Below are 14,773 nucleotides of genomic sequence, written 5' to 3' on the forward strand. Positions count from 1 at the left end.
GCGTTTTGGGTTTTATCGTATAGTTTTGTTCCGCTTGATAAACAATAATAAAAGGCTGATTCCGATGAAAACATACGGCCAGTATGTTTTGAAGTGTTCCGTCGGAATATGGACGGACTCCAGCCACGCCGTAATTTGTTTAAAGAAGTATAAAAAGAGGGAAAAACCAATCATGGCAACCGCTTCGTATACATATTCTTTTCTGGCTGCCGCAAATAAGGAGAATCCGAAGACGAAAAGAATCATTTCAAAATCTCCCGGCCACCATGAGAGCTCAGGTTTGGCGAAAAAGTGTAAACCTATGCCGAAAAGAAGCATGCCGATCAGGACGTGAGGCCCGGCCGCTTCCTTTTTGCCCTGGTACAAGAGTACGGCGCCCAAAAGCATAAGGAGCACCGGCCATTCCCCCTGATTCGCAAACAGGTGAACCTGTCCGCTCTGAAGCCATGCGAATAATGAAGCGGCAAGCAGAAGTCCCGGTAATAAAATTGATGTTTTTTTCATCCTGTCACCTACCCGCAGTAAAGGATTTTTAGTATGATGATTACAGTGGAAACGAGCTTTTTATACTATAGCATAACATTTTTGAAATCTGTTCACATTTTCCCGAAGAAACTATGTTATAATTATTATAAATAATAAATTCTATGTTAGAATGATTATAAATAAATTGCGATGTACGGGGGTGCATGAAAGCGATGCATATTCTTGTTGTGGGAGTAGATTATAAATCCGCCCCTATTGAAATACGCGAAAAAATAAGTTTTCAGCCGGATGAGCTTGCAGAAGCGATGCTCCGTTTAAAAGGAGAAAAAAGCGTTCTTGAAAACATTATCGTGTCAACCTGCAACCGCACCGAAATATATGCGGTGGTCGACCAGCTTCATACCGGCCGTTATTATATAAAGACATTTTTATCTGAATGGTTCTCGCTGCCGAAAGAAGAGCTGTCTCCGTTTCTGAAATTTTATGAGAGCGACGCGGCGATCGAGCATTTATTCCGTGTGGCGTGCGGCTTGGATTCCATGGTCATCGGAGAAACGCAAATACTCGGCCAGGTCCGCTCAAGCTTTAAAACGGCGCAGGCAGAAAAGACGATCGGCACCATTTTCAATGAGCTGTTTAAACAGGCGGTGACCGTCGGCAAACGCACGCATGCCGAAACCGATATCGGCGCCAATGCCGTTTCCGTCAGTTACGCCGCCGTTGAACTCGCGAAAAAAATCTTCGGCTCATTGTCAAATAAGCACATTTTGATTCTCGGTGCGGGAAAAATGGGTGAGCTCGCCGCAGAAAACCTGCACGGTCAGGGTATCGGCAAAGTAACGGTCATCAACAGAACGTTTTTGAAGGCAAAAGCGCTTGCTAATCGTTTCTCCGGAGAAGCGCGCAGCTTAAACCAGCTTGAACATGCACTTGCTGAAGCTGATATTTTAATCAGTTCGACAGGCGCAAGTGATTTCGTCGTGTCTAAAGAAATGATGGAGAGAGCGGGCAGACAGCGGAAAGGCCGCCCGTTATTTATGGTGGATATCGCTGTGCCGAGAGATCTCGATCCGGCGCTGAACGATCTTGAAGGTGTTTTTCTGTATGATATTGATGACCTTGAAGGAATCGTTGAAGCCAACTTACAAGAACGCCGTGAAACCGCTGAAAAAGTCGAGCTGTTTATTGAAGCGGCAATTGTTGAGTTTAAGCAGTGGCTTAATACGCTCGGCGTTGTGCCGGTCATTTCGGCGCTGCGTGAAAAGGCGCTGTCCATCCAGTCCGATACGATGCAGAGCATTGAGCGCAAGCTGCCTCATCTGACGGTAAGAGAGAAAAAACTTCTCAGCAAACATACGAAAAGCATCATTAACCAAATGCTGCGCGACCCGATTCTGAAAGCGAAAGAGCTTGCGGCTGAAGCGGATTCAGATGAAAAGCTGAAGCTGTTTATGCAGATATTCGATATTGAGGAAGAGGCCGGCCGCCAGCTGGACAAAAGCCTGGATAATCGCCAGACGGTTCATTCGTTTCAAAAGGCAGAAGCAAAAACGGGCTTACGTCCGCTTGTAAGTGAGTGAGGGCTGTATGATTGATACAGCAATGGCAAGACTTAATGAAGCGACAATTGTTATTTATGCAGTAAGCGTCCTTTTTTACTTTATAGATTTTCTTCAACACAACCGGAAGGCTGGGAAAATGGCCTTCTGGTTGCTTTCTATTGTCTGGACTCTGCAAACCGTCTATCTTTCTTATTTCATGTGGCAGACGGGCAGATTTCCGGTCTTGAATATTACGGAGGCCCTTTACTTTTATGCGTGGGTGCTTGTCACGCTCTCACTTGTGGTCACGCAGATTCTGCGCGTTGATTTTATCGTGTTTTTCACGAATGTCATCGGTTTCTCGATGATTGCGATCCATACGTTTTCACCGACGGATCAGCATTCGGCCGCTTTTTCCGGCCAGCTGGTCTCGGAGCTTTTGGTCATTCATATTACAATGGCGATTCTGTCTTACGGCGCTTTTTCCCTTTCTTTTGTCTTTTCGCTTCTTTATCAGTTTCAATACTCTTTATTAAAGAAGAAAAAGTGGGGAAAATGGCTGTTGAGAATTGAAGATTTGTCAAAACTTGATTATATGGCTTACGTTTTAAATGTCATCGGGGTTCCGATGCTGCTGTTGAGCCTGATATTAGGCGTGATCTGGGCGTATGTGTCGCTGGAAACGCTGTACTGGTTTGATTCAAAAGTGCTCGGCTCGTTTATTGTGCTGCTTTTATACAGCTACTATTTATATATCAGAATGATTAAGGAACTGCAGGGAAAAGTGGCGGCGTTATGGAATTCAGCATGTTTTCTCGTGCTGATGATTAATTACTTCCTGCTCGGAAGCCTGTCGCAGTTCCATTGGTTCAGTTAACGCACGCGCCCAAACAGATTCGGGAGGAAAGAAAATGAGAACGATTAAGGTAGGTTCCAGACGGAGCAAACTGGCTATGACCCAGACAAAATGGGTGATTAACAAACTGAAGGAATTGAACCCTTCCTATAACTTTGAAATCCGGGAGATTGTCACAAAAGGCGACCGCATCCTCGATGTTACACTGTCAAAAGTGGGCGGCAAAGGTTTGTTTGTCAAAGAGATTGAACAGGCGCTGCTGCATCAGGAGATTGATATGGCGGTTCACAGCATGAAAGACATGCCCGCCGTTTTGCCTGAGGGTCTTGTCATAGGCTGCATACCGAAACGTGAGGATCCGCGTGATGCGCTGATTTCAAAGGGGCATCAAAAGCTGGACGACATAAAAGAAGGGGGCATCATCGGCACCAGCAGTTTAAGAAGAAGCGCCCAGATTCTTGCTGAACGCCCTGATCTTACAATTAAGTGGATCAGAGGCAATATCGATACGAGACTTCAAAAGCTTGAAACGGAAGATTACGATGCTATTATTTTAGCGGCTGCGGGACTTTCAAGAATGGGCTGGAAAGATGATGTCGTATCTGAATTTCTCGAACCGGCCCGCTGTCTGCCTGCGGTCGGCCAAGGCGCTCTTGCCATTGAATGCAGAGAGTCAGATGAGGAGCTTTTGAAGCTGTTTGCGCAATTTACCGATGAGTATACGCAGCGCACGGTGGCAGCCGAACGGGCTTTCTTACACGCGATGGAAGGCGGCTGCCAAGTGCCGATAGCCGGGTATGCGTCCGTCAATGACCGGGATGAGGTTGAATTGGTCGGTCTTGTCGCGTCTCCGGACGGAAAGACGATTTATAAAGAAACAGCGGCGGGACATGATCCGGAAGAAATCGGAAAACGCTGTGCGGCGATGATGTCTGACAAAGGAGCCAAAGCATTAATCGACAGCGTGAAACAGGAGCTCGATCAGGATGGCAAATGACCTTCCTTTACAAGGAAAGACCGTGCTTGTCACTCGGAACAAAAGACAGGCCGCTCCGTTCCGAAAAAAAGTGGAGGCGCTCGGCGGAACGGCTGTTTCCGCTTCGCTGATCGCTTTTCAGGAAGCGCTCCCGGATGAATGTGCGGACAGTCTGCGGGAAGACCTTTCTGAGCCGGGATGGCTTGTGTTTACAAGCGTAAACGGTGTCCGGTTCTTTTTTTCCTATCTTGATCGTCACGATCTTGCGCTTTCGGGACGGAAAAAAATCGCAGCCGTCGGTGAAAAGACTGCGCGCGCCCTGAAAGAGCGGGGAGCCCGGACAGATGCGATGCCTGACGAGTATGTGGCGGAATGTCTGGCTGATACTTTAAAACGGCACGCATCAGCTGCCGAACCCATTTCAGTGATAAAGGGCAATTTATCACGCGATGTCATAAAAGCGGAGCTTGAGCCGCTTGGCTATCAAATAAGGGAATGGGTGTTATACAATACCATTCAGGATGAAAAAGGCATGGACGAGCTGAGACGGGCTGCATCCCGCTCTCATTTTGATTTTATTACGTTTACCAGCTCATCGGCGGTGCATACGTTTATGCACGCGGTCGGAGACGGAGAAAAAGCGTGGGAAAACAGCGGTGCGAGCTATATCAGCATCGGCCCTTTGACAGAGAAAGCGCTCTTGGAATACGGGATCTCATCCCATGTGCCTGACACTTATACGATTGAAGGCATGCTGGACGTCATGTGCAGCATGTCGGGAAAGGATTGATAATGATGAATCAAACATTTAACAGACACCGCCGTTTGCGTGCGAACGCTGCGATGAGAGATTTAGTAAAAGAAACACGTCTTCACCCCTCAGATTTTATTTACCCGTTATTTGTCGTTGAAGGGCTCGAAGGAAAAAAAGAAGTTCCTTCCATGCCGGGGGTTTATCATGTATCACTCGATTTGTTAAAGGATGAAATGGCTGAGCTGATATCGCTCGGCATTAAGTCGGTCATCGTTTTCGGCGTGCCGGAAGAAAAAGACGCCTGCGGAACCCAGGCTTTTCACGATCACGGCATTGTGCAGAAAGGGATTGCTGAAATTAAAAAGCATTATCCTGAAATGATCGTAATCGCTGATACGTGTCTCTGTGAATACACGGATCACGGCCATTGCGGGGTCGTAAAAGACGGAGAAATCCTCAATGACGAGTCGCTTGAACTGCTGGCTCAGACAGCCGTCAGCCAGGCCAAAGCCGGCGCTGACATCATCGCTCCTTCAAATATGATGGACGGTTTTGTCACAGTGATCAGGGAAGCGCTCGACAAAGAAGGATTCACGAATATTCCGATCATGTCTTATGCCGTGAAATATTCAAGTGAATTTTACGGTCCGTTCCGCGACGCGGCTGACAGCACGCCGCAGTTCGGAGACCGAAAAACATATCAGATGGATCCGGCCAACCGCTTGGAAGCGCTCCGTGAGGCTGAATCAGACGCGGTAGAAGGCGCTGACTTTTTAATCGTCAAACCGTCTATGTCATACTTAGATATTATGCGTGATGTGAAAAACCGCCATCACCTGCCGCTGGTCGCATATAATGTGAGCGGGGAGTATTCCATGGTGAAAGCGGCAGCCCAAAACGGCTGGATTAAAGAAAAAGAAATGGTGCTGGAAATTTTAACGAGCATGAAACGTGCAGGAGCCGATCTGATTATGACGTATCATGCAAAAGACGCAGCAAAATGGCTTGCTGAGTAACGATTTCATTTGACGGGAGCTGAGCAGATGAGAAGCTATGAAAAATCAAAAGCCGCTTTTAAAGAAGCGCAGAAACTGATGCCGGGCGGAGTGAACAGCCCAGTGCGCGCGTTTAAATCAGTCGATATGGACCCGATCTTTATGCAGCGCGGAAAAGGATCGAAAATTTTTGATATTGACGGCAATGAATATATCGACTACGTCCTGAGCTGGGGGCCGCTCATTTTGGGCCACACGAACGACCGGGTCGTTGAAAGCCTGAAAAAAGTAGCCGAGAACGGGACAAGTTTTGGGGCATCTACTGAAGTGGAAAACGAACTGGCCAAATTGGTCATTGACCGTGTGCCGTCTGTTGAAATCGTGCGGATGGTCAGCTCCGGCACAGAGGCGACAATGAGCGCCCTGCGTCTGGCAAGAGGATATACCGGCCGAAACAAAATTTTGAAATTCGAAGGCTGTTACCATGGCCATGGTGATTCACTGCTGATCAAAGCGGGATCCGGAGTGGCGACACTCGGCCTTCCGGACAGCCCGGGCGTGCCGGAAGGAATAGCAATGAATACGATTACCGTTCCATACAACGACTTGGAAAGCGTTGCACTCGCATTCCGGGAGTACGGTGAAGATATTGCCGGGGTCATTGTTGAACCGGTAGCAGGCAATATGGGCGTTGTTCCGCCGCAGGAAGGCTTTTTACAAGGACTTCGCGACATGACGGAACAGTATGGCGCGCTGCTCATTTTTGATGAGGTCATGACCGGTTTTCGCGTGGATTATAACTGTGCGCAAGGGTATTTCGGCGTGACGCCTGACTTAACGTGTCTCGGCAAAGTCATCGGCGGCGGTCTTCCTGTCGGTGCGTATGGCGGAAAAGCTGACATTATGGAACGAATCGCGCCGAGCGGTCCGATCTATCAGGCTGGAACATTGTCAGGAAATCCGCTTGCCATGACAGCGGGACTTGAGACGTTACAGCAGCTCACACCTGAATCTTACCAAGAATTTGTGAAAAAAGGCGATATGCTTGAAGAAGGCATTTCAAAAGCAGCTGCAGCACATGGCATTCCGCACACGTTTAACCGGGCGGGTTCAATGATCGGCTTCTTTTTCACAAATGAGCCTGTCATTAACTATGAAGCAGCCAAATCTTCTGATTTAAAGCTGTTCGCCAAATATTATAAAGGGATGGCTGATGCAGGCGTATTTCTGCCGCCGTCTCAATTTGAAGGATTGTTTCTCTCCACTGCGCATACAATGGAGGATATTGAAAAAACCATTCAAGCCGCTGAGAAAGTGTTCCAGGCGATCAGCCGCTGATACCGAAAAGCCGATGCAAGCAAGACTTGTATCGGCTTTTTTCAATGCCTCCATTATCATATTTTCCCGGATTGCGGCATACACCTTTAGTGACATCTAATTGTATGGATTAGATGAAAGGAGGATATGAACTTGCCGCATAATCACCGATTGCAATTTTCTGTTGAAGAATCAATCTGTTTCCAAAAAGGACAGGAAGTTTCTGAATTACTTTCGATTTCATTAGACCCTGACATCAGGGTGCAGGAAGTAAATGATTATGTCTCAATTAAAGGATCATTAGAACTTACTGGCGAGTACAACATAGATCACAGCAGTCATTTTGAAGAGCTTGATAGGGAGCTGAGGCATGTAGAGGAAGTGAGGGCGAGGGAGGATGGCACGGCCGAGCTCATTCATTGTTTTCCAGTGGACATTACGATTCCGAAAAATAAAGTGAGCCACCTCAATGATGTTTTCGTATTTATCGATGCCTTTGATTATCAGCTGACGGATTCAAGGATCTTAACCATTCAGGCTGATTTGGCAATTGAAGGGCTGCTTGAGGAATCCGAGCCAAAAGAGCCGGAGATCCCTTTGTACGTGGCGCCTGAATTTGCCAGAGAAGAAATGATCAATCTTGCCGGACATCATTCGGAGGACGAAAACGAACCAGAATTAATGATACGCCATGAGCCTGAAATACCTTTGACTGTATCAGAAGAAGCAGCACAAGAAACCAAGAAGAACGAGGAAGAAATCCCGCCTTTACTCAGGCTGGAGGAAGAAGAGCAGGAAGCAGCCCCGATTTTGAGGGAGCGGGAAGAAGAGCAGGAAACTGCCCCAATTCTGAGGGAACGGGAAGAAGAAGAGCAGGAAACTGCCCCGATTCTGAGAGAGCGGGAAGAAGAGCAGCAGGAAGCAGCCCCGATTCTGAGGGAGCGGGAAGAAGAAGAGCAGGAAGCTGCCCCGATTTTGAGGGAGCAGGAAGAAGAGAAAGAAACTGCCCCGATTTTGAGGGAGCAGGAAGAAGAAGAGCAGGAGACTGCCCCGATTCTGAGGGAGCGGGAAGAAGAAGAGGAGCAGGAAGCTGCCCCGATTTTGAGGGAGCGGGAAGAGGAAGAGCAGGAAGCTGCCCCGATTTTGAGGGAGCGGGAAGAGGAAGAGCAGGAGACCGCCCCGATTCTGAGGGAGCAGGAAGAAGAAGAGCAGGAGACCGCCCCGATTCTGAGGGAGCAGGAAGAAGTGCCGAAACCTGTTTCCTTTACTGAGCCTCCTCCTCCCGTTTCCTTCCAACACGAAGAAGAGCCGGAAGAAGCTGAGGAGCCTGCAATCATGTCGGCTGTGAGGAATGAACCTGTATTTGAGGATGATTCAGCAGAAGTGCAGGAAGAGCCAAAAGATGATAACGAGCCGGTTTTCCCTGCGTTCACTCTGACTCCGCATGCAGAAAAACCAAAAATTGCGGAACAGCCCTTCCTTCAAAAAGAAGAGCAGCCAGAGGCCGAGCCGCTTCTCCGTCAGAGCGATCATGAGGCGGCAGAAGACGAAGATGAGCCTGCGGTTTTTCAAGAAGAGCAGGCGCCTGTTTATCGCGAGTTCGTTCCGGAACGGCAGGAAGAGGAGTTTTACAGCGCTCCTAAGCTGCTTGAAGAAGAGGCTCATGATGAAGAAGGGTTTGAAATTGAGGTAAGGAAGATGGCGCTGCCGGAGGAGGAAACCGGGAAGCCTCTCGATTTGTCTTTTCAGTTTTCCAAACTGCCGCCGGAGGAGCCGGCGCAAGCTGAACCGCCTGAGCCGCTTAAGTCTGAAAGAAAGAATGAAGAAGCGGCACCGGGAACCGAGCAGAAGGAAAATGACAACTCTCATTACTTGACAAAATTATTTACAAGGGAAGAAGAAAAGTTTTCAAGAATGAAAATTTGTATCGTACAGCAGCAAGATACTATCGACCGGGTGTGTGAACGATATGACATAACAACCCAGCAGCTCATCAGAACGAATGCTTTATCGTTTGATGACGAGCTTGAAGAAGGTCAGCTTCTGTATATACCTGAATATAATAACAGCCATGCGTAAGCACAAAGAGGCCGTAAAAATGTGGTGAATGGAATGGAAGCAGTCCAATCAGTGCTTCAGGAATACGGGCTGGCGGCTGAGTATATTGAGCCTGTCAGCCCGCATGTTTGGAAGGTCTACTCAAACTACGGCATTTTTGCTTTGAAACAGCTCAAGCCGGCCCGCAGCAGTGAATTTACGGATCTTATGATTGAGATTGAGGAGAAAGGCTACCGATCATTTGTGCCGATCTGCCGCACGTATGCCGGTGATTTTTTTGCCGGAAGACAGACGGAGAATTCTTATTATTTAATGCCTTGGCTTCAGTACGATCAGGAAGAGGAACGGGATCAAAAACATGTTTACCTTTTTAAAGAGGTCGCGAAGCTCCATTCTGCGACTGTGCGGGACATCCAAATCCGGACTGAAGATATCAGCGGCTTTTATGAAGCAACGAAAAGAGATTGGGAAAATGATAAGCTTGTCTATGAACAATTCGCCGACCGGGCGGAAAAAGAGTGGTATCTTTCACCTTTTGAACTGCAGGCTGTTACGTATCTTACAGAAACGGTTTCCGCCGTCAATTTCGCTCTGGAACGCCTGGAAGAGTGGTTTGACGCGGCAAAGGATCATGACAAGACGAGAGCGGTGATCAACCACGGCAGCTTATCGAGCCGCCACTTTCTGTATAATGATGCGGGATCGGGCTTTTTCACGAATTTCGAGAAAGCTGCGCTGGGCCCTCCGCAAAACGACCTGCTCGGCTTTTACTCCAGAATGTTCAGAAGCTATCCGAAAGCATGCCCGGAATGTCTGGACTGGTTTTATACGTATCACAAATCATTCCCGCTCCGTGAAGCGGAAATCAGCCTGTTTCTCAGCTATATGGCTTATCCGTCCGCCATGTACAAAGTGCTGAAACGGTATCAGACCGGCCAAAGGGGCTCTGAAAAAGAAGAGTGCACGCAATTATTAAGAGCGTTTTGGCAGATGAAAAATGTTGAGCCTTTTCTCATGAAGGTTCATCAGATTGAGCGGGAGAAAAAAATAAAAGCGGAAAACGAGTCCTCTTCATAACGGGACTCGTTTTTTTATATCCATTCCAAATGCAGGGCGCACGCTAAAAACAGCAGGATGGCAAGCAGCAGGACATCAAAAGTCGTCGGAAAGAAAATCGTCCTGATCCCCTGAAAGATCGTAATCGGGATAATGACTTGCACGGATACAAGGCGGACCTGTCTGGCCCACTGGGGGAGCGAATAAGAATTGAATTTTTTTCTCACGGGCAATTCCTCCTCACATTCGCCTTTCTATGTATCGTATGTAAGGGAAAGGGCGGGGTGCATGCCCATTTATGTATGACGGCAGCGGTTTTTGGAAAAGATGATTGACGAATCAAAAACACTTTTACTATAATAAAGAACATAATAAATAAGATCATGAGCTGATATAAATACACCTGCTTTGAACGGGAAGAGTACAAGAAAGACGCATGAAGAGAGAGAAGCTACTGTGCTGAAAGGCTTCTTATGCCGTCTCATTGGAAGGTCGCCCGGGAGCATAATTTCTTGAACATACAGTAGAGAAATTCGGGCCGCACCCGTTATCCGTTTAAGTGCATGAACAAATCTGTTCATGAAAAAAGGTGGTACCGCGAAAGAGCTTTTCGTCCTTTATCAGGATGAAGGCTCTTTTTTAGTTGCTCAGCCATTTCTAAACATGCTGGAGGGTTATCATGGATACAAATGAACAAACAATGCCGACAAAATATGATCCGTCTGCGATTGAAAAAGGCCGCTATGATTTTTGGCTGAAAGGAAAATATTTTGAAGCGGGCGGCGATCAAACGAAACAGCCATATTCTGTCGTTATTCCGCCGCCGAACGTGACGGGCAGGCTGCACCTCGGACATGCGTGGGATACGACGCTGCAAGATATCGTTACGCGTATGAAACGCATGCAGGGCTATGACGTGCTCTGGCTTCCGGGCATGGACCACGCCGGCATCGCCACTCAGGCAAAAGTCGAAGCGAAGCTCCGCGAACAGGGCACAAGCCGTTATGACCTCGGCCGTGAAAAGTTTTTAGAAGAAACGTGGAAGTGGAAGGAAGAGTATGCTGATTTCATCCGCAGCCAATGGGCTAAGATGGGACTCGGACTCGATTATTCACGCGAACGTTTTACTCTTGATGAAGGGCTGAACAAAGCCGTGCGGGAAGTATTCGTCAAGCTGTACAAAAAAGGCTTGATTTACAGAGGCGAATATATCATCAACTGGGACCCTGCCACAAAAACGGCTTTATCCGATATTGAAGTAATTTACAAAGACGTACAGGGCGCGTTTTATCATTTGCGCTATCCGTTAGCAGACGGTTCAGGCTCAATTGAAATCGCGACCACCCGTCCGGAAACGATGCTTGGCGACACGGCTGTCGCGGTTCATCCTGAAGATGAGCGCTACAAGCACTTAATCGGCAAAACGGTGATTCTGCCGATTACAAACCGTGAAATTCCGATTGTCGGCGATGATTATGTTGATATGGAATTCGGATCAGGAGCCGTTAAAATCACGCCTGCCCATGACCCGAATGATTTTGAACTCGGAAACCGCCACAATTTAGAGCGGATTCTCGTCATGAATGAAGACGGAACAATGAATGAAAAAGCGCTGCAATATAACGGCATGGACCGGTTTGAATGCCGCAAAAAACTCGTCAAAGATCTTCAGGAATCCGGTGTTCTCTTTAAAATCGAAGACCATATGCATTCTGTCGGACATAGTGAGAGAAGCGGCGCCGTTGTTGAGCCGTACCTGTCCACACAATGGTTTGTCAAAATGCAGCCGCTGGCCGATGCTGCGGTTGACCTTCAGTCAAAAGAAGAGAAAGTTCACTTCGTTCCAGACCGTTTCGAGAAAACGTACCTGCACTGGATGGAAAATATCCGTGATTGGTGTATTTCCCGTCAGCTGTGGTGGGGCCACCGCATCCCGGCTTGGTATCATAAAGAAACAAAAGAAGTGTACGTCGGCCTTGAGGCGCCTGAGGACAGTGAAAATTGGGAACAGGATTCAGACGTGCTTGATACATGGTTCAGCTCCGCGCTTTGGCCGTTTTCTACAATGGGCTGGCCTGATGAAAACGCTGAAGACTTTAAGCGGTATTACTCAACCGATGTTCTTGTAACGGGATATGACATCATTTTCTTCTGGGTATCCCGGATGATTTTCCAAGGTCTTGAGTTTACCGGCGAGCGTCCGTTCAAAGACGTGCTGATTCACGGCTTAATCCGTGACGAGCAGGGCAGAAAAATGAGTAAATCCCTTGGGAACGGCGTGGACCCGATGGATGTCATCGACAAGTACGGAGCGGATTCCCTGCGCTATTTCCTGGCAACCGGAAGTTCACCGGGACAGGATCTCCGTTTCAGCTATGAAAAAGTGGAATCCACATGGAATTTCGCAAATAAAATTTGGAACGCCTCCCGTTTTGCATTAATGAACATGGACGGCATGACGTATGACGAGCTTGATCTGTCCGGTGAAAAATCAGTTGCTGATAAGTGGATCCTCACAAGATTGAATGAAACGATAGAAGACGTAACCCAGCTTGCGGATCGTTATGAATTCGGTGAAGTCGGACGCCACCTGTACAACTTTATCTGGGACGATGTGTGCGACTGGTATATCGAAATGGCGAAGCTTCCGCTGTACGGGGAAGATGAAGCGGCGAAGAAAACAACCCGTTCTGTTCTGGCATACGTGCTTGACCAGACGATGCGTCTTCTTCACCCGTTTATGCCATTCTTAACGGAAGAAATCTGGCAGCACCTTCCTCATGAAGGCGAGTCAATCACGATCAGCTCTTGGCCGGTTCCGGTGCCGGAGCATACGGATAAAGAGGCAGCGGCGGATATGAAACTGCTCGTTGAATTAATCCGTTCTGTCCGCAATATCCGGAGCGAAGTCAACACGCCGATGAGCAAGCAGGTTGAGCTTTATATTAAAACAGCTACCGAAGACATTGCCGGCCGCCTTGAGAAGAACCGTTCTTACGTTGAACGCTTTACGAATCCGAGCACGCTGAAAATCGGGACGGATATCACTGCGGCAGACAAAGCGATGACAGCGGTCGTCACCGGAGCGGAAGTCATTCTGCCGCTTGAAGGGCTGATTAACATTGATGAGGAGATCGCCCGTCTGCAAAAAGAATTCGACAAGCTGACAAAAGAAGTCGAACGCGTTCAGAAAAAACTCGGCAACGAAGGATTCATTAAAAAAGCTCCTGAGCATGTCATTGAAGAAGAACGCGGAAAAGAGAAAGACTACACGGCAAAACGCGAAGCTGTCCGGCAGCGGATTGCAGAGCTGAAAGGCTGATAAAACAGCGGGGCGGTTTCCTAAGAAACCGCCTTGTCGTATAAAAGAGGGGATTTCATTGTTTAATACGTACAAAGAAGCGATCAGCTGGATTCATGGCAGACTCAAGTTCGGCGTTAAGCCGGGCCTTCTCCGTATGGAAAAGCTGATGGAAAAACTGGAACACCCGGAAAAGAACATTCGCGCCATTCATGTGGCGGGCACAAACGGCAAAGGATCAACCGTCGCTTTTATCCGTTCCGTGCTTCAAGAAGCCGGTTATAAAGTCGGCACGTTCACATCGCCTTACATCATTACGTTTAATGAGCGTATCAGCGTCAACGGCACGCCGATTTCTGATGAGGAATGGAGAACGCTCGTTAATGACATAAAACTGATAGTCGATGAGCTTGATAAGACCGATGCCGGAACGGTGACAGAATTTGAAATCATTACAGCGTGTGCATTTTTATATTTTGCGAAGCGGGCTGATATCGATTTTGTCATTTTTGAAGCGGGGCTCGGCGGCACATTTGATTCAACCAATATTGTGAATCCGCTCCTGTCGGTCATTACAAGTATCGGACATGACCATATGGCGATTTTAGGCAATACCATCGAGGAGATCGCCGGGCAGAAAGCCGGTATCATTAAAAATTCCATTCCGGTCATTACGGGCGTCAATCAGCCGGAAGCACTCGGCGTTATTGAAGCGGAAGCCGAAAAAAAGCAGGCTCCGTATCAGTCACTATATAAAACGTGCAGACTGTTTAATGAAGCGGCGCTTCCGTCCGGTGAAAGTTTTTCGCTGGAAACGGAAACGAAATGTTATGAAAACATTCAAACGTCGCTGATCGGCATTCACCAAAGGCAGAATGCGGCATTGGCGATATTGGCCGCTGAATGGCTGAATCGTCTGGAAGCCGCATCCATTTCTGAAGAAGCGATACGAAACGGCCTGAAAAAAGCATCGTGGCCGGGCCGGTTTGAACGTCTTCAAAGCCTCCCTTTAGTGTTTGCGGACGGCGCCCATAACGAAGAGGGCGTTGAAACGCTGACAGAAACGATCCGGCAGCGCTTTGCCGGTAAAAACGTCCATGTCGTATTCAGCGCATTAAAAGACAAACCGTATCAGGAAATGATTAAAAAGCTTGAAGCCGAAGCAGACTCCATTCACTTTGTATCATTTGACTTTCCGCGTGCTTCAAGCGCCGAAGCCCTTTATAACGCAAGCAGTCTAGCGGATAAGAGTTTCGATGAGAACCCGGACAGTGTGAAAGAGTGGATTGAACAAAAAGATGGTGCGGATGATGTCATCATCATTACCGGCTCCTTATATTTTATTTCAGAAATGAGAAAGCGGCTTATCTGACAGCCCCTCGGATGCCCGACGGACCATTTTCCGGTTTTGCCGGGTGTTTTTATGCTGAAAA

Annotated in this window: 12 protein-coding genes and 1 other annotated feature; of the genes, 10 read left to right on the forward strand and 2 right to left on the reverse strand. The window is 47.9% G+C overall.

Translation table 11 applies throughout. From position 1 onward, the window contains the following. Positions 1-12: 12 nt before the first annotated feature. Positions 13-504, reverse strand: coding sequence for a hypothetical protein (locus ABK447_RS06500; RefSeq protein ID WP_015240316.1), 492 nt, complete (start codon positions 502-504; stop codon positions 13-15). Between the two features lie 194 nt (positions 505-698). Between ABK447_RS06500 and hemA the strand changes: the two genes are divergently transcribed. From hemA to ysxE, 8 genes are all read left to right on the forward strand, one after another. Beyond that, positions 699-2,066 carry a glutamyl-tRNA reductase gene (gene hemA / locus ABK447_RS06505; protein ID WP_085342376.1) on the forward strand — a complete coding sequence of 456 codons (1,368 nt, stop codon included), beginning with the start codon at positions 699-701 and terminating at the stop codon, positions 2,064-2,066. 7 nt (positions 2,067-2,073) lie between these two features. Further along, on the forward strand, positions 2,074-2,904 hold the full coding sequence (locus tag ABK447_RS06510) for a cytochrome c biogenesis protein (protein ID WP_007408154.1): 831 nt from the start codon (positions 2,074-2,076) through the stop codon (positions 2,902-2,904). Between the two features lie 34 nt (positions 2,905-2,938). Beyond that, complete coding sequence (hemC, locus tag ABK447_RS06515; protein ID WP_032870756.1) at positions 2,939-3,880, forward strand: hydroxymethylbilane synthase; 942 nt, start codon at positions 2,939-2,941, stop codon at positions 3,878-3,880. Next, positions 3,870-4,649: a uroporphyrinogen-III synthase gene (locus tag ABK447_RS06520; RefSeq protein WP_032870754.1), complete on the forward strand. Its 780-nt coding sequence runs from the start codon at positions 3,870-3,872 to the stop codon at positions 4,647-4,649. The genes hemC and ABK447_RS06520 overlap by 11 nt, the downstream gene beginning before the upstream one ends. Before the next feature lie 5 nt (positions 4,650-4,654). Continuing rightward, on the forward strand, positions 4,655-5,629 hold the full coding sequence (hemB, locus tag ABK447_RS06525) for a porphobilinogen synthase (protein WP_094031929.1): 975 nt from the start codon (positions 4,655-4,657) through the stop codon (positions 5,627-5,629). Between the two features lie 27 nt (positions 5,630-5,656). Then, on the forward strand, positions 5,657-6,946 hold the full coding sequence (hemL, locus tag ABK447_RS06530; protein WP_021494394.1) for a glutamate-1-semialdehyde 2,1-aminomutase: 1,290 nt from the start codon (positions 5,657-5,659) through the stop codon (positions 6,944-6,946). Positions 6,947-7,078: 132 nt separating this feature from the next. After that, positions 7,079-9,004 (forward strand): LysM peptidoglycan-binding domain-containing protein, encoded by a 1,926-nt coding sequence (locus ABK447_RS06535; RefSeq protein WP_094031870.1) that lies wholly within the window; start codon positions 7,079-7,081, stop codon positions 9,002-9,004. A gap of 33 nt (positions 9,005-9,037) precedes the next feature. Then, positions 9,038-10,060 carry a spore coat protein YsxE gene (gene ysxE / locus ABK447_RS06540; RefSeq protein ID WP_012118110.1) on the forward strand — a complete coding sequence of 341 codons (1,023 nt, stop codon included), beginning with the start codon at positions 9,038-9,040 and terminating at the stop codon, positions 10,058-10,060. 14 nt (positions 10,061-10,074) lie between these two features. Here ysxE and ABK447_RS06545 read toward each other — a convergent pair whose 3' ends face one another. Then, positions 10,075-10,266 (reverse strand): hypothetical protein, encoded by a 192-nt coding sequence (locus ABK447_RS06545; protein WP_003152639.1) that lies wholly within the window; start codon positions 10,264-10,266, stop codon positions 10,075-10,077. A 172-nt stretch (positions 10,267-10,438) separates the two neighbouring features. Further along, positions 10,439-10,660: a binding site (T-box leader), on the forward strand. 58 nt (positions 10,661-10,718) lie between these two features. Between ABK447_RS06545 and ABK447_RS06550 the strand changes: the two genes are divergently transcribed. Together ABK447_RS06550 and ABK447_RS06555 are read left to right on the forward strand one after the other, a co-directional pair. Beyond that, positions 10,719-13,361, forward strand: coding sequence for a valine--tRNA ligase (locus ABK447_RS06550; protein WP_020956152.1), 2,643 nt, complete (start codon positions 10,719-10,721; stop codon positions 13,359-13,361). A gap of 58 nt (positions 13,362-13,419) precedes the next feature. Then, the gene (locus ABK447_RS06555; protein WP_033574186.1) at positions 13,420-14,712 is read left to right on the forward strand and encodes a folylpolyglutamate synthase/dihydrofolate synthase family protein; all 1,293 of its coding nucleotides are present in this window, start codon (positions 13,420-13,422) and stop codon (positions 14,710-14,712) included. The last annotated feature ends 61 nt before the right edge of the window (positions 14,713-14,773 follow it).

This window comes from Bacillus sp. hwrm1, assembly GCF_040207805.1.
In the GTDB taxonomy this organism is placed as follows: domain Bacteria; phylum Bacillota; class Bacilli; order Bacillales; family Bacillaceae; genus Bacillus; species Bacillus velezensis.

Excerpts from the sequence above, each read along its gene's own strand:
- ABK447_RS06500 (WP_015240316.1), bottom strand. The coding sequence starts at position 504 with ATGAAAAAAACATCAATTTTATTACCGGGACTTCTGCTTGCCGCTTCA.
- hemA (WP_085342376.1), top strand. The coding sequence starts at position 699 with ATGCATATTCTTGTTGTGGGAGTAGATTATAAATCCGCCCCTATTGAA.
- ABK447_RS06510 (WP_007408154.1), top strand. The coding sequence starts at position 2,074 with ATGATTGATACAGCAATGGCAAGACTTAATGAAGCGACAATTGTTATT.
- hemC (WP_032870756.1), top strand. The coding sequence starts at position 2,939 with ATGAGAACGATTAAGGTAGGTTCCAGACGGAGCAAACTGGCTATGACC.
- ABK447_RS06520 (WP_032870754.1), top strand. The coding sequence starts at position 3,870 with ATGGCAAATGACCTTCCTTTACAAGGAAAGACCGTGCTTGTCACTCGG.
- hemB (WP_094031929.1), top strand. The coding sequence starts at position 4,655 with ATGAATCAAACATTTAACAGACACCGCCGTTTGCGTGCGAACGCTGCG.
- hemL (WP_021494394.1), top strand. The coding sequence starts at position 5,657 with ATGAGAAGCTATGAAAAATCAAAAGCCGCTTTTAAAGAAGCGCAGAAA.
- ysxE (WP_012118110.1), top strand. The coding sequence starts at position 9,038 with ATGGAAGCAGTCCAATCAGTGCTTCAGGAATACGGGCTGGCGGCTGAG.
- ABK447_RS06550 (WP_020956152.1), top strand. The coding sequence starts at position 10,719 with ATGGATACAAATGAACAAACAATGCCGACAAAATATGATCCGTCTGCG.